Source organism: Empedobacter sp. UBA1574 (assembly GCF_002322895.1).
GTDB lineage: Bacteria > Bacteroidota > Bacteroidia > Flavobacteriales > Weeksellaceae > Empedobacter > Empedobacter falsenii_B.
Window position 1 is genome coordinate 23422 of the sequence record NZ_DCOI01000020.1, and the last position, 19561, is coordinate 42982.

The window sequence follows — 19561 nt, forward strand, 5'->3', positions numbered from 1 at the left end:
TAGTTTATTTTTTCAAAATAGCTTGGATAATTCCTTCCAAATTTTCATTGAATTCGAGCAATTGAGCAAAAACTTTATCGTCTTTATTCAAGCCACCGTGTTTGTTATTTTTTACAAAGGTTGCTTTTATCGTTTCCCAACGTTCTTTTTCTTTAGCAGTTATCAAACCTGCAATTTCTTTTAATCGCAACAAATTCGATTCTGTATCTGTTGTCAATGTTTGCGATTCACTTTCGTAATGCGCTAAAATAGTTTCGTTAATTTCTTTTTCGTTCATCATTGGAACAATTTTCGAAACCAATTTTGACATATTTCTGTACGAACCTTGCATTTTGAAAGGCGGTTCCGTTCTGTAATCATCTTGCATTGCTGCGCTCGAAATATAATTTTGATTGACTTTTACGACAATATTTCTAATCTTAATCACATGTTTTAGAACTGCAATAAAATCATCAATTTCTTGTTTCAAATAATTGCCTTCCAAATCCGGAAGTTGTTCTTGATTTTCGGTTACAAAATTTGTTAACTTGTAAAAATCTGTCAAACTTTTTGAAGCAATTTTATCCAAATAAGGATTATCTCCTGTTGCATTTTCAATCAAACTTAAATTGAACAACGTTTCCGTATCACCAATTACATCACCCAAATTATAAACATCAGCACGATTAGCCAACATATCTGGAATCTGAAATTTAGAGCCGCTTTCCGTATATGGATTTCCTGCCATTACAATGCAAAAACGTTTTCCGCGTAAATCGTAGGTTTTACTTTCTCCTTCAAAAATTCCATCAATTTTTCGCTGTCCATCGGCTAATGAAATAAATTTCTGTAAAAATTCGGCACTCAAATGCTGAATATCGTCCAAGTACAACATTACATTATCTGCCATTTCAAACGAAAGATTTATCTTTTTTAATTCCTCTCTTTCTCCAGAAGTTTTGGCTTCTATTGGATCGATTGATGTAATATTATGTCCAATTGTTGGTCCATTTACTTTCACAAAATGTAGGCCCATTGTTTTTGCTAAATACTCCATCAACGTCGTTTTTCCATAACCAGGAGGCGAAATTAACAACAACATTCCCATTCGTGCAGTACGCTTGTTATCGCCTGCAGTTCCCAATTGTTTGGCTAAATTATTTCCGATTAAAGGAAAATAAACTTCGTTGATTAATTTATTTCGAACAAATGATGTTAAAACTTTTGGTTCAAATTCTGCGATTTTTAAATCCTTTTCATAAGCTTTCGAAATTTCTTCTTTTAACTTTTGGAATGATTTAAAATTTGGAACATCAACAGTTGAAAAATGCTCTAATTTAGAAATGATTTCATGATAATTTTGTGTATAAATACCATCAATTATTACGGTATGATTTCCTTTTAAATCTTCAATTATAATAGATGAATTTCCATTTATTAACTGAAATTTATCTTTAGAAAACAATAACATCGTTGCTACTTCATTTACAACATTTCTGTAAGTTGAAAAATTTTCATTTTCATCGATAAAAGAATGAATCCAGTTTTCGATCAAGTAAAATTTTTCGGTTGAAGAAAATTGTTCATCTGCAATCAACGCATTAAAATCATCTGAATTTTTATTTTTCTCTAAGTAATTAATGAATTCTTTTCGAAAATTTTCAGCTTCATTACTCATCGAAAAAGCTTGATATTTTGTGAAAGTTCTAAACAAATAATTGGCAACTTTTTCTGAAGTTGTTATTGTTTTATCCCATTCAGTTTCCCAATTTTCAAAAAGCGATTTGATTTCATTTAGAATATTTTCAAATCGAGTTGAATTCGGAAAATTTTTCAAAATTAATTGAGCCGAATTAATCATTGCATTCAACTTATCTTGCAAATTCTTTTCTAAAGAATGGCAAAAAATTTGAGCAGTTGTACGAGTTGGCGCATCAAATTGCAACACATCTAATTTCGAATTTATGTTGACCAATTCAGTAAAAATTCGAAACGCATCAAAATTGTGAACGCCTTTTATATAACCTTCCGAATAATTTTGTTCAATGATTTGATTGATAAATTTTTCAGCATCAAAATCGTTTTCATTTCTTGCTAAAAAAGCTTGATAAGCTAAATATTCAGCACGATAAACCAATTGATTTTCCGAAACAAATTCTTGGTTCCAAATATCTTGGTAACGATAAATCTCATCGTTTTTAACTTTTTGATAGAAACTTGTACCTGTTAAATGATAAAATAATTCGTTGTTACGATTCAACAATGTCAGCGCTAATTGCTGCGTATTGACCGTAAATTTATTTTGACCAAGCGCAATAATATTTTGCCCATCAACAAAAAGTTCAGTTTTATCTCGTAAAACACGAAGCGTATCTTCTTGCGATTTTTTTAATAGATTTTCAAGGTTTTCGGCTTTCGAAACATCTTTTAAATCCTTCAATTCTTGAATGATTTGACGCATTTTGTCAATCATTAAATCCGAAGAATAAAACGCTAAAATTTCTTCTTTCTCAGAAAAAGTTTTGGCTTTATTTTCGATATTTTTCAAGACGCGCAAGCCAATTTGTTCTAATGAATTGGTGCGTTTGTTGGTTTGTTCAACTAATTGTTCACGTTTCGAATTGAATGCCTTGATAATTTCGTCGCGCTTATCTGCAATTTTCAAGGCGAAATCATCAAAATCAGAAAATTTACTTTCTAATTCTTCAAGTTGAACAATTATTTTTGTATTGTATTCTTCCGTTTTTTCGGCAGTTGTTGATAATTCTAAAAAGTTAACCACACTTTGTTCTAACAACGTGATTTGAGCAGAAAATTCTGCAACAGCTTCTTTGCTTTTTAACGCAGAAGTTTGACGTGTTAATTGGGCACGAACTTCGTTAAGCGAAGCAAAAATAACCGAGATTTTCTCAATGATTTTTGTTGTTTGTGTTGCGTCTTCAATTTTTAAACTGTTCAGAATATCAATCAATAATTCTAATTCTGAGGCAATTTTAAGACAGGCTTCTTCGATAACTTTCGCATCAATGACTTTTTCGATAGAAGCTACTAAGTTTTTCTGTTCAGCAACTTTTTCTTCGTATGGAATTAGTGCTTCATCCAATAAAAGAAACTCAATTGTTTTGGTTGATAAATTTTCGTTTACCTCTTGCAATCGGTTTTCTAATTCTTGAACACGCTCTAAATTGATGTAGCGAATTGAACGTAAATCAATAACTTTTCCTTGAATTTTACGAGCCTCAGCTAAATGTTCAACCAATAAATCCAATTGATTGTACGTTGTGCTATTTACTTTGAAAACGATTTCTTCAATCGATTCTTCCGTTTTTTCTAAGGTTTCTTGCGCAAATTTTTTCTGAATTTGAACTTTAGCAAATTCATCAATCGCTGTATTGGCAACTGTTTTTATTTCTAATAAAGGAACAGCAAGCTCAAAAGTCTCTTGATCATTAATCCAAAAATAGCCATCTACAATATTATTCGCTTTTTTTACAATGTCCTCGTATAAACCTTCGTACGAATCTTCTTTGTTGATTAATTGAATAACCTCCTGAGATTCAGCCATTGCTTTCACAATGTCTTTGTTCCCAATTTTATATAATGGATGATTTGTTTTCTCTGTATTTTCAATCAAACGTTCAACATAAGGTGTTTGCCAAATTTGAACTTGATGATGTCTTGTCGCTTCTTCTTCGGTGCGGAAATAAATTAAACTTCCATCTTTAAAAATCGTAAAACCATTACAAACTATAGGTGTTTCCACAGTTTGTTGAATGATATTGTACGATAAAAGAATGTATGTATTGGTTTCATCTTGATTGAAAATGTACATAAAATCTTCTCCGTTCGGAGAATTTACACGACGGAAAAATTGAAAATGCTCTAAATTATTATTATCGAAAAGATGATACGTTCCGTTTTGTAAATAATAACCATTCGAAAAAATTAAACCTTGATTATCGGGTAACAGAACTGCTGCATCTAAAAGTGCAGGAATGTTGATAACTTCTTTGGTGCGAACATTGTAAATATAGGCTCTGAAATCTTCTTGAAACGGTTTTATTTTAACCGCAATTAGATTTCCTAAATCGGCATAATAATATTCGGCATCGTCTAATTGTTGATCTAAATGTGTCACTTTTTCAGTGAAAATTCCTTTTCCTGAATCCGTATTATCTTCAATTTTAAAAGTAATATCACCACCAATTGCTTCGATAAAAATCTTATCTAAAATAGAAATATGTGGAAACTTTCCTAATCGACGATCATCGATAGAAGTTTTTTGCCATTCAAAATCAAATTGATCTGCTTTTTTTACTTCGTGAATGCTGCGATCATCTTGATAAATTAATTTTCCGTCTTTGATTAACCATTTAAACGCTTTCAAATCTTGTGCGCTTTTACTGGTTTGGAAAACCATGTATAGATAATTATCTGTTCTACGAAATTTAGAAAAGATAGAATCGCGGTAATATTTATATAAATTCTGAAAATCTGTAAAGAAATTCTGATCGTTTATTAAGTCGAGAGGTTGAGGAATAAATTGATTTTCTTGAAACAGATAAATACTAAAAACATCGCTCAACTGAATGTCTGTGCGTAAACCGAAATGCACGTTGTAACCAAAAATACACAATTTATCGAACGCGATAATTCCACGTGCGACGCATGTATTTTCTGTCGTAATTCTTTGGTTTGCGCTTAATGCAAAATTGGTAGAATTGAAGACTTCTTTTCGAGCATCATTCAATTTCGTTAATCTTTCCGAAAGAAAATCTTTTTGTGTAAGAAGTCTTTTTCGGATGATTTCGTACGCGCCTGCATCAAGCGTTTCGGTAACGTTAATATTTTTTTCTTCTTGCATTAAATTAAAATCTAGAAGGTGATTAAACTGTAATTAAGAGCGATTGAAACGAATAGATTCAATCACTCTATTATTGTTTAATGGATTAACCTATTTTTTTATTTGAAACACCTAACTGATTCGCAATTCCGAAAAGAGAATTTATAAATCCTGTGTCTTCGCTGTTTCCAGAAGCAGAAGCAGCTTGCTGTAATTTAATTAATGCCGCAGTAATTGTTAAGTTTTTGATGTCGTTTGATGAAATGCCATATTTATCGGCAAGACTTCTCACTTTTCCAGCTAAATCGCTTCCGCCATCTTCGTCAATCAATGCATTTTTGATATCTGTTGCATGTTTCGAATTGTCGATTAAATGATCGAAACCTTTTGCATTCGAAACTTGTTTCACAATATTTTCGAAGAACATTGTTTCTCCACCAACAATGTCAATTTTCGCAGATTTCAATGCATTTGATAACACCTCAGCTTGGGCTCCAGCAATATCTTTTTGAATGTTGATATGAGCCAATTCGATATCTTTTTCTTTTTGTAATTGAAGTTTGAACTCTTCGTGCTCTTTTCCAACACCGTCCAGTTTCTTCATAGCTTCTGCTTTTTCTTCAATTCCTTTTGCTTCTGCTAATGCTTTTTCACGAACAACTTCTGCTTGTGCTAAGCCTTCTTTACGTAACGCTTCTGCTTTTTTCTCGATAACAGATGCTTCTACAGTTCCTTGTTTTTCTTCTGCTTCTGCTTTTGCAACCATTACTTCTGCTTCAGATAGACCAATTGCAGCTTCTTCTTTTGCTTGTGCTTCAGCAATTATTTTACGAGCTTCAGCTTCTTTTGCAGAAGCTTCTTTTTTAGCTTCCGCATCAATTAATAACTCTTGCGCTTTGCGTTCTGCAACTTGTTTTTGTGCATCTGCTTCGATAACTTGACGAGCAGCTTCTTGCTCTGCCGCAATTTTTGCCGCTTCCGCAGCTTTTACAGTTTCGATTAAACGCTCTTCCGCTTCTTGCGATGCAGCAATAATTCCGGCTTGTTTCTGACGCTCAACTTCACGGTAAACTTCAACATCTTTCACACCTTGTTGCTCTTCAATCACGCCTTTTTCTAAAAGAACGCGTTCTTTGATAACGCCTTGAATATTTTTCTTCTCAACTTCGATAGACCTTTCTTTATCAATCTGAGCTAAAGTCACAATTCGCTCACGTTCTGTTTGCTCTAATGCACGATCTTTTTCAACGCGTTCCGTTTCGATTGCATCAGTACGAACTTTATTTTTTTCTGCGATAATAATTTGACGCAATTTATTTTCTTCTTGTACCGCCAATTGCTCTTCTGTTGTAATACGAACAGATTCAGCTTTTAGACGTTCTTCTTCGCGAACTTTTGCAATTTCTGCCTCTTCGCGCGCTTTTATATTTTCGATTTCTCTGCGTTGACGCTCTTCTTTTTCGGCTAATTGTCGCTCTAATTCTAAGATTGCTTCGCGCGCTTCAACGTTTTGTTTTTTGATTACTTTTTCTTCTTCACGACGAATTAAGTTGGCGTTCATATTTTGTTGAGCCGTTAATTCCGTGATTTTTTTAATACCTTCCGAATCTAAAATATTATCAGGGCTCAAGAATTGTAATTCAGTTTGTTCTAAATAATCAATCGCACAGTCATCTAAAATATATCCATTCAAGTCTGTTCCGATGATATTTAAAATTTCATCTCTAAATTCGCGACGAGCTTCGTATAATTCGATAAAATCGAATTTTTTTCCAACTGTTTTTAAAGCTTCTGAGAATTTTGCTTCGAAAATACTTTTTAATGTTTCTGGTTCTGATGCTCGTTCTGTTCCTAAGTTTTGTGCAACATTGATTACATCATTCACCGATTTATTAACGCGAACAAAAAATGCAACTTTGATATCTGCACGAATGTTGTCTTTACAAATTAAACCATCGTGTTGTTGACGAGTAATATCAATTTTCTTAATCGAAATGTCCATAATTTCCATTTTGTGGAAAACAGGAATTACATACATTCCTTTGTTGAAAGCTACTTGCGATCCACCAACACCAGTACGAACGATGGCTTTTCCTTGCGGAACTTTTTTATAGAAAACGCTTAAAACGACGATGAAAGCAATAAAGATGAAAACGATAACACCAACTGCTAAAAGAATAAAATTTGTCATGAGATTTTTATTATATTTTGATTGATTTAGTGAATAATTAAGATTAAAATTTCTTCGATAAGAAACGAAGTAAGTTGAAATATTAGTGTCATAATAGTGTTAAATGTTGTTTAAGGTTATATGTTTGATGACGAAATAATAATGATTTGAAGGCGATTCGTCGGTGATAATAATGGTATCTCCAAAATTAATTTCTTCGCCATTTTGACTTTTGATGTTAAGCGTAATAATATCTTTCTCGATTTGAAATTCCGCAGAGCCTATTTTATCTCCTGTGATTTTAGATTTTGATTTTCCGACTCTTCCGATAAAATCAGTTTCTTCTTCTCCATGATAACCTAATTCTGAATACATTTTAACTAATGGTTTAGTGATCCAATGCATCATAAAATAAGCGATGATGAAAACCGGAATTAAGATTAAAACTGAATACAATCCTAATTTGCTTAATCCAAAAACAATCGAAGAAATAATGGTAATCACCCAACTGATAAATTTGAACAAAGTAATAATCACCATTAACGGAACTTTACCAACATTGATGAATTCTAAACATTTTGCCCAAAAACCTGGTTCGTGATGCACGTCTGCATCAGCATCGTGATCAGCGTCAATTTCGTGGTGGGCATCAACATCATTGATGTCTCCGATATGAAAATCAGAATCTGTTCCAAGATCAATTCCGTCACCAGCTAACAGTTGAAATACCCAATAGACAAGAGAAAATCCCATCAAAATGGTCATAATTCCGTTGGCCAATGGATTAAAAAGAAGGTCTAAAATTTCGGTCATTTAGTGTTAATTTTTAATGTTAAATAGCTCTTCTGAATGTATAATAAATAATTTTCGTTGTGCTGTTGATGGAAAGCGGAGTGGAAGTGATTAATTCCCAGCCTTCATTTCCATATTTATTTAGTAAATCATCCAAAAATGTTTTATCTATTTTGATAGAAAATAAGCCAGCGTTAGGCATTATTTCTATTGTTTTGTATTCATATTTAGATGCCATAGTTTTGATTTTTTAAAAGAGATTAATTTACTAAAAATTTTATAGAAATAATTCACTATAAAAAGTGATTTATTCTTGATTTTTCGACTGAATTTTTAGCTTTAAAGCTTCTAATTCATTTTGAATCAAATCACCTTTCAAGGTTTCGTTAATTTCGTCATCAGCGGTTTTCGAATTGTCCGCTAAACTTCCGTAAGCTTGTGCAAGTGCTTCGTCTTCTTCTACTTTGGCTTTCATGCGTTCTAACATGCTAATTGTGCTATTCGCATCAATTTTTGCCATTTGTTTGTTTACTTGTTTTGTGGCATCAGCAACTTTTACACGAGCTTTTAATGTTGTTAATTCATTTTCCCATTTATTAATGTTGAATTTAAGAACCTCAACGTTTTTGTGCACTTCATTTGCAGATTTTTCATGAATAATCACTTGATTTTCTAATTCAGTAATTTCTTCTAACAATTGATTTTTTAAGCTCAAAGCTTCTTTCGCTAAATTTTCGGCTTGTTCAATTGTAATTTCATTTCGCTCAGCTTTTTCTAACAAAAGAATTGCTTTTCGTTCATAATCTGCAGCTTCTTCTTTCTTTTTGTCGACGCTATTTTGCGAACGAATTGCCATTGCTTTTACCTTTGCGTAAGCCTCTAATGATTGATTAAGATCGTCGCGCATTTCGCGAATTCCTTGTTCTGTCATTTTGATTGGGTCTTCCATTTTTTCGACAACCGAATGTATTTCCGCTTGTCCAATTCTAAAAATACGTTTGAAAATATTCATAGTGATATTGTTTTATTGTTTAGAAAATTCGATTAATTGAGCAGAATATTCGCTCATCAATAAGCTCAAAGAATTTAACGTTGCTTCAAATTCGTTTTGATCAAGATTCGCAATTTGAAGTGTGTAACGATAAATAACTTTTTTTCCGTCTTCTGTTATTGCAAAAGCACCATGAATGATATCGCGATTTTTCATCAACAACGCTTTTAGCATTTCCAGATTATCATTTGTAATTGTAAATAAATACAACTCGAAAATGATAACAGGTGGTGCAATTCCTACAATCAGATTTTGAACACCATCCAATAAATTTTCAATCATAAAAACACCCTCTTTTTCGTCTTTGTAAGTGATGGTGTAATTGATGTTTTGAATAAAATTTTCAATCTTCGAAAAATAATTCATTTTGTTGTTATTAGTGTTTTTTGTAATTTGTTTCCATAAAATTAAACAATTTGCTAAAATAATTAGCAAATAAAAGTGTTAAAATTTTAAATAATGACAAAAATAGGTGAAAATATAAAGAAATTAAGACAAGTTAAGAACTTAACTCAACAGGCTTTTGCTGATTTGTTCGAAGTTAGTAGAGGGAATATTTCATCTTATGAAGAAAAACGTGCAGAGCCACGAATTGAAACAATTTCTCAAATTGCTAAATATTTTAGCATTCCAATAAGTCATTTGATCGAAAAAAACTTAACAGTTAACGAAATATTACACTTTGATAACTATTTTGAGGAAGCTGATATGTTACGAAATGTTAAAAATTTGAGCGCGATTCCTTTTTTATCACGAGAAATAATTCAGTTAAAAAAAGAATTATTTTCTAATATAGAAAATTATCCGTCGATTTACTTTCCAATCTATAATTCGCATCAGTTTATTGCGTTAGAATATTCTTCGGGTATCGCTTCACCTATCGATTTTACAGAAGAAGAATCGTCTATTTTATTTTTTGAACATTTGGAAGTGGAAAATTTACATTTGGTAAATGATAAGTTTGGTTTGTATTTGAATGATGATGAAATTTTTGTTGGGAAGTTTACTCAACACGAAAATCAATTGATTTTGGAATTAAATCAATGGAAACAAATTATTTTTGATGTTGAAAATATTCAGCACTTTTATCAGTTTTATGCTGTTTATAAGAAGGTTTAGAAATAATTTTTATAAGTAAGATTGTTTTCTAAATATTAGATGTTTCTACATCGTTTGACTCGCTCAACATGACAAGAAAATCCAATCTAGGCTGATAATTAATGTCATGTCGAGGAATCGAGACATCTCTTCTAAAAACTTATAATTTACTACTCAAGACTTTTAAACTTTAATATAAATCTTCTTTTTATCTAATAAATAAGCTAACCACCAAAAGAAAGCTAAGAAAATTAGCGAATAAACAAATGAACCAATTTCTGGAATTCCAGGAATTTTAGCGCAAACATTTTCGTAGAACCAACCCAATGGTGAAATGAATTTGATTTCTCTTTTGTCGTTTAAACCAGCTTCAATTCTGATTAAACCTAATAATCGAGGTAATAATCCGCTCAAAACAAAGATGAATAAAGGATTTTTTCCAAAAACATCAAAGAATTTCATGAAACCATTTTTGATGCCTAAAATTTCGATGAACCAAATCATTGATCCAATTGTCAAAATTGCTAAACCAGTTGTGTTGAAAACATAAGAACTGCTCCAAATCTTTTTATTGTACGGAAAATCCCATTGCCAAACGTAACCAATTGTCAACGCAATTGTTCCTAAAACAAATAAGCCAGCTAACATTTTATATTGCGGATTGTCAGTTTTTGGTAAAGGACGATTCAACCAATTGATATTTCCTTGTTTCTGAATATAATCACCAACCAAATACCCAAATAAAACCTGTGGAATAGTAGAAATTGTACTGAAAATTCCTTCGGGATCAAACGGTACTCCTTCTCCTTTGTAAATATGCGCTAAACCAAGCAATTGATTATCAATTTTAGTTCCGATAAAACCTTCTAATGAATAAGGGGTAGAAGTTCCAAGTCCGAAAGTTAAAACCCAATAAAGTAGAAGAATCGCACAACTTATCAATAAAACTTGTTTTTGTTTAAAATAAAAAGCAATCACCGAAGCGAAAAAATAAGCAATTGCAATTCGTTGTAAAACGCCCATTATTCGGATTCCGCTTTCTTCTGAATCTTTCCATGCTTTGAAAATAAGTTCATTATTATCCCACTTGAAAAATGGCCACCAATTGATGAATAATCCAATTCCGAAAATTAGAATTGTTCGTTTTATTACTTTTTGCCAGAAAATTTGTTGAGGTTGTTGTTGTAATTTTGGAATCATAAAAGCCATTGCATTTCCTAAGGCAAACAAAAAGAAAGGAAAAACCAAATCTGTTGGTGTGCATCCGTGCCATTCTGCATGCTCCAAAGGATCGAACATAGCCGACCAAGTTCCTGGATTATTTACCAAAATCATCAACGCAACAGTTGCGCCACGAAAAACGTCTAATGAATAATAACGAGCTGCTTTCATCTCTTTTGTGTTAATGTTTTAAAGATATAGATTTTTTAAATTTTTTGGAAAAATGCTTTTCAAAAAGATACTAGATTATTCCTTACCTTTAATTGTCAATAACAAACAATAAATAAAATGAGAACGGAGTCTGATTTATTAGGAGAATTACAAATTCCTGAAACGGCTTATTATGGTGTGCAAACGCAACGTGCCATTAATAATTTCAAAATTTCCAATAACTATTTGTCACATTATCCCGAATTTGTAAAAGCGCTTGGTGTTGTGAAATTAGGAGCAGCGCAAGCCAATCACGAATTAGGAATTTTATCGAAAGAATTATTTGATGCGATTTCTTTTGCTTCGAATGAGTTAATAGCTGGTAAATATACAGAGCAATTTCCAATCGATATGATACAAGGTGGTGCGGGAACTTCTACAAATATGAATGCAAATGAAGTAATTGCAAATATTGCTTTGGAGTATTTAGGAAAACAAAAAGGAGAGTATCAATTTTGTTCGCCAAATGATCATGTAAACCTTTCGCAATCTACGAATGATGCCTATCCATCTGCTTTGAAATTAGCATTATTTAATATGAATAAACCTTTGGTTGAGGCATTAACTTCGTTGTATGAGGCACTTGATAAAAAAGGGAAACAATTTGGTAATGTTATAAAAATGGGACGTACGCAATTGCAAGATGCAGTTCCAATGACGCTTGGGCAAGAGTTTGAAGGTTTTTCGAATACATTACATAAAGAAGTTGATAATTTAAACCGAATTGCTGCCGAATTATTAGTAATTAATATGGGTGCAACTGCAATTGGAACTGGATTGAATGCTGTTCCAGGTTATGCACAATTGTGTACAACTAAAATAGCTGAAATCATGAATGAAGATGTTTCGTTGGCTGATAATTTAGTTGAAGCAACTTCGGATACAAGCTCGTTTGTGGATTATTCATCAGCTTTGAAACGTCTTTGTGTGAAGTTGTCGAAAATTTGTAATGATTTACGTTTGTTAACATCTGGTCCGAGAACAGGTTTGTTCGAGATTAATTTACCTCCAAAACAACCAGGATCTTCGATTATGCCAGGGAAAGTAAATCCAGTAATTCCAGAAGTAGTGAATCAAGTTTGTTTTAAAGTGATTGGAAATGATTTATCAATAACAATGGCTGCCGAAGCTGGTCAATTACAATTAAATGTAATGGAGCCAATAATTGGTTTTTCGATTATGGAATCGATTCAATATTTAACAAATGCGATGAATACGCTACGTGTTGAATGTGTGGATGGAATTACAGCAAACGCAGAACATTTGAAAAATGAAGTACAAAATAGTATTGGAATTGTTACAGCTTTAAATCCTTACATTGGTTACAAAGCAAGTACAAAAATTGCGAAAGAAGCTTTAGAAACAGGAGGAGGTGTATATCAATTGGTCTTAGATCACGGTTTATTGTCGAAAGAACGTTTGGACGAAATCCTTGATCCTAAAAATATGCTTGGTCCACATATCTAGAAGTTGTGAGTTAGTAGTTATGAGTGATAAGTTTTGAAAAAATAAATTAATAATGAAACCTTCGAATCTTCTAAAAATAGAAACATTAAACGATGAATGGCTAGATAAGGATGTGATTATTTTACATGCTTGTTTTCAGATTTTATGCGATTGTATTGAAAAAGAAAATTTATTTACAAGTCATGTTGATTGGATGTATGATGATGAACATAAAAATGCAAAAATTGAAATTGAAAACTTATATAATTGGTGGAATAAACGTAAGCTCGATAATGATAATTTAGAAAATAATCAATATGAAGAAGATAATCAAATGTTGAAAAAATTAATAGAGTTTAGACAATATCTTTGGACTTGATTTAATTAAAAAATTATGAGTAATGAGTTCAGAGAAAACTTAGAACTTGTTACTCATAACTTAAAACTTATTTTAATATCCGTGTAAATTCACATTATCAGTTGGAAGTAAATCAACTTTTTTACCCATTTTTTTCTGAATGATTTTGAAATGATGCAAATCTTCTTCTGTAATCAAACTAATGGCTTTTCCGTTTGCATTTGCACGACCTGTACGCCCGATTCTGTGCACATAATCTAAAGGCGAACGAGGTAATTCGTAATTAATAACAGTTGGTAAACCTTCGATATGAATTCCGCGTCCAATCAAATCTGTTGCAACCAAAACTTTAATATCACCTAGTTTAAAATCTTCCAAATTATCCATTCTAGCGCCTTGGGATTTCTTACTGTGAATCGCCATTGCAGAGATTTTATTCTTTTTTAATTTTTCTACTAAATTATCTGCAGTTCGTGTCGAAGAAACAAAAACCAAAACTTGTTCTAAGTTTTCAGATTTGATTAAATAACGTAAAAAAGGACCTTTTGTTTCGGCATCAACTTTATAAGCAACTTGTTCGATTTGTTCCAAATCAATTTCTTGTTTTTTGATTTCAACAACAATTGGATCAATACTTAATGTAGATTTTATTTCATCAATTTTATCATTCAAAGTTGCAGAAAATAGAATTGATTGTTTCTTTTTCGGAACACTTTTCAAAATTCGGTTCATCTCATCTCCAAATCCTAATTGGAACATTTTGTCTGCTTCGTCAATCACCAAATATTGCAATTGATCCAATGATAACGCATTATGATCCATCAAATCCAATAAACGACCAGGAGTTGCAATCAAAACTTCAGTTCCATATAAATTCTTCATTTGTGGATTAATTGAAGTTCCACCATAAACAGCTTGTGTTTGTACTTCGCGACGTAAAGCAGTTTGTAATCCTGCAAAAGTTTGTTCAATCTGAACTGCTAATTCACGTGTTGGAACTAAAATTAACGCTTTTATATTACGAGATTTTTCGTACGATTGATGCTGAATTTTTTGTAGCAAAGGCGCAACAAAACACAAGGTTTTTCCAGAACCAGTTTTTGCAATTCCCATCACATCTTTTCCTTTTAAAATAGATGGAATTGTTTCGGTCTGAATTTCAAAAGGTTTTAAAAATCCAAGTTTTGTAATTGCTTTTGATAAATATGGTGATAATCCTAAATTTTCGAATGACATAAATTGATATAAGACTGCAAAGGTAGAGATTAAATTTGAATGATATTTTAGGAATAATTACTCGTTTAATCATTTTTAATCGTGATGAAAATGAAAGTTTTAAAATCGTTTCTGAAATATTTCTAAAAATCTTTTTAGAAACAGTCAAATTATCGAAACAACGATTGAAAACAGAAATAATTTCTGTTTAAAACTTTATTAAAAGCTTTTTGCTTAATAAAACTATCGTTAACTTTGATTCTTATGAAAAAAGATCAGTCTAAGATAATTCGTGAGCAAGCGCCAAGATCTGCTACTCGCGAGCATTCGGTTCCATTATATTTAACATCAAGTTTTATTTTTGATAGCGCAGAGCAAGGACGTGCAATTTTTGCAGAAGAAGAGCAAGGTATGGTTTATTCACGTTATGCAAATCCAAATACAACAGAGTTTATTAATCGCGTTTGTGCTTTGGAAAAAGCAGATGCAGGTTTAGCTTTTGCTTCGGGAATGGCTGCTGTTTTTGCATCTTTTGCTTCGTATATAAAAAGTGGAGATCATATTGTATCGAGTCGTGCAATTTTTGGTTCTACACATCAATTAATTACGCAATTATTTCCGCGTTGGGGCGTAACTTATACATATGTAGAAACGCCAAATATCGAGGATTGGGAAAAAGCAATTCAATCAAATACAAAAATTGTTTTCTTAGAATCGCCTTCAAATCCTGGATTAGAATTATTTGATTTAGAAGCTTTGGCAAAATTGAAAGAAAAACATCCGAATGTTATTTTTGCAATTGACAATTGTTTCGCAACGCCATATTTACAACAACCTTTGCAATTTGGATTTGATTTATCTATTCATTCTGCAACAAAATATATGGACGGACAAGGTCGAGTTTTGGGTGGAGTAGTTGTAGGAAAAGAAGAATTAATCAATGAAATGATGTTTTTTATTCGTCATACAGGTCCGGCGATGTCGGCTTTTAATGCGTGGACAATTTCTAAAAGTTTAGAAACGTTGCCACTTCGTATGGATCGTCATTGCGAAAATGCGTTGGCGTTGGCAGAAGCTTTGGAAAATCATGCTGAAATTGCAGATGTGAAATATCCATTTTTACCATCGCATCCGCAATATGAGTTGGCGAAAAAACAAATGAAAGGCGGGGGTGGAATCGTAACATTTGAAGTGAAAGGAGGAAAAGAACGTGCTTTCAGATTTATTGATGCATTAGAAATGATTTTATATACGTCTAATTTAGGAGATTCGAGATCGATTGCAACGCATCCAGCAACTACAACTCACGCAAAATTATCAGATGCAGAACGTGCAGATTTGGGAATTAGGCCAGGTTCTATTCGTTTATCGGTCGGTTTGGAGGATAAAGTGGATATTATCGAAGATATTTTGCAAGCGTTAGAAAAAACTAAGGTTTAATTAATTGATTAGTTGTTGATTAAATATAAATTTTAATAATTTATTCATTTCAGCACGGACTTTGCTTATTCTAAACGAAAGTTTAGAATATGAAGAAGTTTTTAATTTTTGGTTTTGCGTTGTTTACAATGTCAAGTTATGCGCAAAATAGACCAAATGATGGAAATAATAGAAATGTCGATGTTTTAATTGAAAGATCTGATTATTACGGAATATCAAGTAGTCAAAAAAATAAAATAATTGCTTTAAAAAAACAAGCAAGTAAAGATTTCGAAAGAGTTGGAAGAGATCGTAATTTATCTGGTTACGAAAAAGGTAGAAGAAAAAGAGAGATTTCTTACAATTTACAACGTGATATTGATAAAATCTTAAACGATAATCAACGTTATAAATGGTCAAATTCTCATCGTGACGATTATTACAAAGACCGAATTGATGATCGATTAGAGCGTTTAGAAGACGAATACGAAAGAGATATCAAGCGAATAGAACGTAATTATTCTCACGATAAAAATTTGATGAAACGTAAAAAAGAAATCAGAAAAGCAGAATATAAACGCGCGAAAGAGCGTTTGAAAAATGTGAAAGATTATTATTAAAATAAAAGGATCCAATAATTTATGGATCCTTTTATTTTTTATATTGATTTGATAAAATTTTCTACTTGTTCCTCTGGTGTTGTCCAAGAAGTGACTAATCTAATTGCAGAATTTTGTTCATCAATTTTTTGCCAAATATAAAACTCAAAATCTTGTTGTAGTTTTTCGATAATTGAATTTGGTAAAATAGGGAAAATTTGATTGGAAGATGGTTCTGTCAAAAAGTTGTGACCTTTTGCTGAAATAGCATTTGCTAATTTTTCTCCCATTTGATTGGCGTGTTTTCCCATCTCGAAAAATAAATCATCTCGAAACATTTCCGAAAATTGAATTCCTATCAAACGTCCTTTCGCTAACATTCCGCCTTTTTGCTTAATATGATAACGAAAATCTTCGTCCAATTTTAAATTATTTATCACAATTGCTTCACCTAAAAGTGCACCATTTTTAGTTCCACCAATGTAAAAAACATCTGCAAAATTTGCCATATCTTCTAAGTTTAAATCACATTTAGAAGAAGTTAAAGCAGAAGCTAAACGTGCGCCATCAACAAAAAGGTATAAATTATTTTCTTGGCAAAAATGATAAAGCTTTTGCAATTCCTTTTTTGAATAAACACTTCCAACTTCCGTAGAATTAGAAATATAAACCAATTTTGGCTTTACCATATGCTCGTCCGTATGTGTGGCAAGAATAATCGAAATTTGCTCAGGAGTTATTTTTCCATTATCCGTCGCAATGGTATTTATTTTATGTCCTGTTGCTTCTATCGCGCCCGTTTCGTGAACGGCAATATGCCCGCTTTCGGCTGCAACTACAGATTCGTGTGGTTTTAGAATAGAAGAAATTACAATTAAATTGGCTTGTGTTCCACCAGAAACAAAATGAATTGCTGAATCTTTTTTCAGTCTTTTTTTGATGAACTCTCTTGCTTCATTGCAAAATTCGTCTTCGCCGTAACCAATTGTTTGTTCTAAATTTGTATCGATTAATCGTTGCAAAATTGCTGGGTGAGCACCTTCGCTATAATCATTTTTAAAGCTATATTTTTTCAAAATTGAAATCTTAAATTTTGAGAATAAAAGTAGGAGTTTTCCTAATTCTTTCCTATTTTACTATCTATTTTTACCAATTATTTAAACTGAAGTTATGAAGATTTTAGTCGTAGAAGATGAAATAAAATTGCAAGAAACAATTGTTGAGTTTTTAGAAAAGGAAAAGATGATTGTCGAAACAGCAGATAATTATCAGCAAGCTTTGGATAAAATAATTTCGTTCGATTATGATTGCATTTTATTGGATATGATGTTACCAGACGGTGATGGAATGTCTTTGTTGAAGGAATTGAAGAATCTTCATAAAGAAACTTCGGTGATTATTTTGTCGGCGAAAGATTCGGTTGATGATAAAGTAGAAGGATTATTGGTTGGCGCGGATGATTATTTAGCGAAACCATTTCATTTTGCTGAATTATTGGCTCGAATTAAAGTTGCTTTGCGCAAAAATCTACAAAAAGGAGAGGATGTTTTGAGTTATAAAAATATTCAAATTTTTCCCGAAGATCGTTTGGTAAAAGTAAATAATATCGAACTGAAATTAAACAGAAAGGAATATGATTTGCTGTATTATTTTATGTTGAGACCCGAACGTGTTTTTCAGAAAACAACTTTAGCAGAAAGTGTTTGGGGAGATCATATTGAGCTATCTGATAATTTAGATTTTATTTATTCGCAAATAAAAAATCTAAGAAAAAAAATGAAAGAAGCAAATTCTGAAGCCGATTTACAAGCGGTTTATGGGATTGGTTATAAGTTGATTTAACATGAAAATATCACTAAAAAATTATACATTTCGTTACCTCACATTTTGGTTGCTTATCGTTATTGCGATTTGGGCATTTCTTTTTCATTCCTTGATTTTGGATGAAGTTTATGACAATGTAGATGACGGATTAAAGAATCAAAAAATTGAAATTATTCGAGAAGCTTATCGCGATCCGAATTTATTAAATACAACCGAATTTGGATTAAGTCAATTCAAAATTTCCAAAGTTGATCCAAGTAAATATGATGAAAGAAATCACTTTTCGAATGAGTTGGTTTACATGGGATACGATGATGATATGGAACCTTATCGTATATTGAGAACTGGTTTTTATGACAAAGAAAATCATCCGTATTCATTAGAAATAAGAACCTCAACAGTCGAAGAAGATGAATTGATTTATGATTTATCGATTTCTTTGATTGCGTTGTATGTTTTTATTTTGATTAGTATTTTATTGATTAATCATTTTGGATTGAAAAAAGCCTTCAAACCTTTTGGGCAAATTATTTCTCAATTAAGAAAATATGAAGTAGGAAATAACGAAAAACCAAAACTTGTCGAAACGAATGTGAAAGAATTTTCTTATTTGCAAAAAGAAATTGAGCGAATGATTAATCGAAATGATGAGGTTTTTAATTCACAAAAATTGTTCATCGAAAATGCTTCCCACGAATTGCAAACACCTTTGACAATTGCGCTAAACAAACTTGATTTGCTAATAGAAAATTCAGATTTAAAAGAAAAAGAGGTGATGAGTTTGGTAGAAACCAAGCAAACACTTTGGCGAATGGTGAATCTTAATAAATCGTTGTTAATGTTATCTCGAATCGAGAATAATCAATACAAAAATAATGTTGAAGTTAATTTTACAGCTTTGACAAAAGATTTGATCGAAGATTATGAAGAAATTTTAGAAGCAGAAGAAATTAAATTAGAAACGAATTTTAAGGCAGATTTTATTCTTGATTTTAATATCGATTTAGCGCGAATTTTAATTTCAAATTTGATTCGAAATGCGATCAAACATAATAATGATGAGAAAATTATTAAGATAGAAAGTGATTCAAATCAATTTATAATTTCGAATACAGGGAAAAACGCAACATTGGATTCGAATCTTATTTTTAGTCGTTTTTATAAACAAGGAACAAGTGATGGAAATAATGGCTTGGGGCTTTCGATTGTGGACACGATTATCAAAAATCAACAAAATTTGACGTTACGTTACAATTATGAGTTTCCTTTTCATCAATTTATTTTGAAAAAATAAATTATTCCCAAATCTTTCCTAATTCACTTTGCAACTTTGTCT

Annotated in this window: 16 protein-coding genes; 7 read left to right on the forward strand and 9 right to left on the reverse strand. The window is 31.7% G+C overall.

Annotated features, from left to right (window positions below; genetic code table 11):
• Positions 1-4: 4 nt before the first annotated feature.
• From B3578_RS05345 to B3578_RS05370, 6 genes are all read right to left on the reverse strand, one after another.
• Positions 5-4843 (reverse strand): DNA repair ATPase, encoded by a 4839-nt coding sequence (locus B3578_RS05345; protein WP_221856599.1) that lies wholly within the window; start codon positions 4841-4843, stop codon positions 5-7.
• Positions 4844-4928: 85 nt separating this feature from the next.
• The gene (locus B3578_RS05350) at positions 4929-7013 is read right to left on the reverse strand and encodes a flotillin family protein (RefSeq protein WP_221856601.1); all 2085 of its coding nucleotides are present in this window, start codon (positions 7011-7013) and stop codon (positions 4929-4931) included.
• Between the two features lie 99 nt (positions 7014-7112).
• Complete coding sequence (locus tag B3578_RS05355; protein WP_125350042.1) at positions 7113-7805, reverse strand: OB-fold-containig protein; 693 nt, start codon at positions 7803-7805, stop codon at positions 7113-7115.
• Between the two features lie 19 nt (positions 7806-7824).
• Positions 7825-8022 carry a DUF4177 domain-containing protein gene (locus B3578_RS05360; RefSeq protein ID WP_125350043.1) on the reverse strand — a complete coding sequence of 66 codons (198 nt, stop codon included), beginning with the start codon at positions 8020-8022 and terminating at the stop codon, positions 7825-7827.
• A gap of 69 nt (positions 8023-8091) precedes the next feature.
• Complete coding sequence (locus B3578_RS05365) at positions 8092-8796, reverse strand: PspA/IM30 family protein (RefSeq protein WP_125350044.1); 705 nt, start codon at positions 8794-8796, stop codon at positions 8092-8094.
• 12 nt (positions 8797-8808) lie between these two features.
• The gene (locus tag B3578_RS05370; protein WP_219034890.1) at positions 8809-9201 is read right to left on the reverse strand and encodes a YbjN domain-containing protein; all 393 of its coding nucleotides are present in this window, start codon (positions 9199-9201) and stop codon (positions 8809-8811) included.
• Positions 9202-9294: 93 nt separating this feature from the next.
• Between B3578_RS05370 and B3578_RS05375 the strand changes: the two genes are divergently transcribed.
• Positions 9295-9954, forward strand: a complete 660-nt coding sequence (locus B3578_RS05375) for a helix-turn-helix domain-containing protein (RefSeq protein ID WP_286495889.1) — start codon at positions 9295-9297, stop codon at positions 9952-9954.
• A 162-nt stretch (positions 9955-10116) separates the two neighbouring features.
• Here the strand turns inward: B3578_RS05375 and B3578_RS05380 are convergent, their stop codons facing one another.
• Complete coding sequence (locus B3578_RS05380) at positions 10117-11325, reverse strand: acyltransferase family protein (protein ID WP_286495890.1); 1209 nt, start codon at positions 11323-11325, stop codon at positions 10117-10119.
• 108 nt (positions 11326-11433) lie between these two features.
• Here B3578_RS05380 and aspA point away from each other — a divergent pair, with 108 nt between their 5' ends.
• On the forward strand, positions 11434-12831 hold the full coding sequence (gene aspA, locus B3578_RS05385; RefSeq protein ID WP_114997768.1) for an aspartate ammonia-lyase: 1398 nt from the start codon (positions 11434-11436) through the stop codon (positions 12829-12831).
• Between the two features lie 52 nt (positions 12832-12883).
• Complete coding sequence (locus B3578_RS05390) at positions 12884-13189, forward strand: hypothetical protein (RefSeq protein WP_114997765.1); 306 nt, start codon at positions 12884-12886, stop codon at positions 13187-13189.
• Between the two features lie 72 nt (positions 13190-13261).
• On the opposite strand, the gene B3578_RS05395 is transcribed toward B3578_RS05390, so the two are convergent.
• The gene (locus B3578_RS05395; RefSeq protein WP_286495891.1) at positions 13262-14404 is read right to left on the reverse strand and encodes a DEAD/DEAH box helicase; all 1143 of its coding nucleotides are present in this window, start codon (positions 14402-14404) and stop codon (positions 13262-13264) included.
• Positions 14405-14647: 243 nt separating this feature from the next.
• On the opposite strand from B3578_RS05395, the gene B3578_RS05400 reads away from it, so the two are divergent.
• Together B3578_RS05400 and B3578_RS05405 are read left to right on the forward strand one after the other, a co-directional pair.
• Entirely contained in the window at positions 14648-15823 is a 1176-nt protein-coding gene (locus B3578_RS05400) for a trans-sulfuration enzyme family protein (RefSeq protein WP_280049430.1), read from the forward strand.
• 89 nt (positions 15824-15912) lie between these two features.
• Positions 15913-16422, forward strand: a complete 510-nt coding sequence (locus tag B3578_RS05405) for a hypothetical protein (RefSeq protein ID WP_286475725.1) — start codon at positions 15913-15915, stop codon at positions 16420-16422.
• Between the two features lie 38 nt (positions 16423-16460).
• Here B3578_RS05405 and B3578_RS05410 read toward each other — a convergent pair whose 3' ends face one another.
• Positions 16461-17477 carry a threonine aldolase family protein gene (locus B3578_RS05410; protein ID WP_280036984.1) on the reverse strand — a complete coding sequence of 339 codons (1017 nt, stop codon included), beginning with the start codon at positions 17475-17477 and terminating at the stop codon, positions 16461-16463.
• 94 nt (positions 17478-17571) lie between these two features.
• On the opposite strand from B3578_RS05410, the gene B3578_RS05415 reads away from it, so the two are divergent.
• Complete coding sequence (locus tag B3578_RS05415; RefSeq protein ID WP_221854497.1) at positions 17572-18243, forward strand: response regulator transcription factor; 672 nt, start codon at positions 17572-17574, stop codon at positions 18241-18243.
• Position 18244: 1 nt separating this feature from the next.
• Positions 18245-19519: a sensor histidine kinase gene (locus B3578_RS05420; protein WP_221854498.1), complete on the forward strand. Its 1275-nt coding sequence runs from the start codon at positions 18245-18247 to the stop codon at positions 19517-19519.
• Positions 19520-19561: the final 42 nt, after the last annotated feature.

Excerpts from the sequence above, each read along its gene's own strand:
- B3578_RS05355 (WP_125350042.1), bottom strand. The coding sequence starts at position 7,805 with ATGACCGAAATTTTAGACCTTCTTTTTAATCCATTGGCCAACGGAATT.
- B3578_RS05415 (WP_221854497.1), top strand. The coding sequence starts at position 17,572 with ATGAAGATTTTAGTCGTAGAAGATGAAATAAAATTGCAAGAAACAATT.
- B3578_RS05345 (WP_221856599.1), bottom strand. The coding sequence starts at position 4,843 with ATGCAAGAAGAAAAAAATATTAACGTTACCGAAACGCTTGATGCAGGC.
- B3578_RS05370 (WP_219034890.1), bottom strand. The coding sequence starts at position 9,201 with ATGAATTATTTTTCGAAGATTGAAAATTTTATTCAAAACATCAATTAC.
- B3578_RS05380 (WP_286495890.1), bottom strand. The coding sequence starts at position 11,325 with ATGAAAGCAGCTCGTTATTATTCATTAGACGTTTTTCGTGGCGCAACT.
- B3578_RS05365 (WP_125350044.1), bottom strand. The coding sequence starts at position 8,796 with ATGAATATTTTCAAACGTATTTTTAGAATTGGACAAGCGGAAATACAT.
- B3578_RS05395 (WP_286495891.1), bottom strand. The coding sequence starts at position 14,404 with ATGTCATTCGAAAATTTAGGATTATCACCATATTTATCAAAAGCAATT.
- B3578_RS05400 (WP_280049430.1), top strand. The coding sequence starts at position 14,648 with ATGAAAAAAGATCAGTCTAAGATAATTCGTGAGCAAGCGCCAAGATCT.
- B3578_RS05360 (WP_125350043.1), bottom strand. The coding sequence starts at position 8,022 with ATGGCATCTAAATATGAATACAAAACAATAGAAATAATGCCTAACGCT.
- B3578_RS05390 (WP_114997765.1), top strand. The coding sequence starts at position 12,884 with ATGAAACCTTCGAATCTTCTAAAAATAGAAACATTAAACGATGAATGG.
- B3578_RS05350 (WP_221856601.1), bottom strand. The coding sequence starts at position 7,013 with ATGACAAATTTTATTCTTTTAGCAGTTGGTGTTATCGTTTTCATCTTT.
- B3578_RS05375 (WP_286495889.1), top strand. The coding sequence starts at position 9,295 with ATGACAAAAATAGGTGAAAATATAAAGAAATTAAGACAAGTTAAGAAC.
- B3578_RS05405 (WP_286475725.1), top strand. The coding sequence starts at position 15,913 with ATGAAGAAGTTTTTAATTTTTGGTTTTGCGTTGTTTACAATGTCAAGT.
- B3578_RS05420 (WP_221854498.1), top strand. The coding sequence starts at position 18,245 with ATGAAAATATCACTAAAAAATTATACATTTCGTTACCTCACATTTTGG.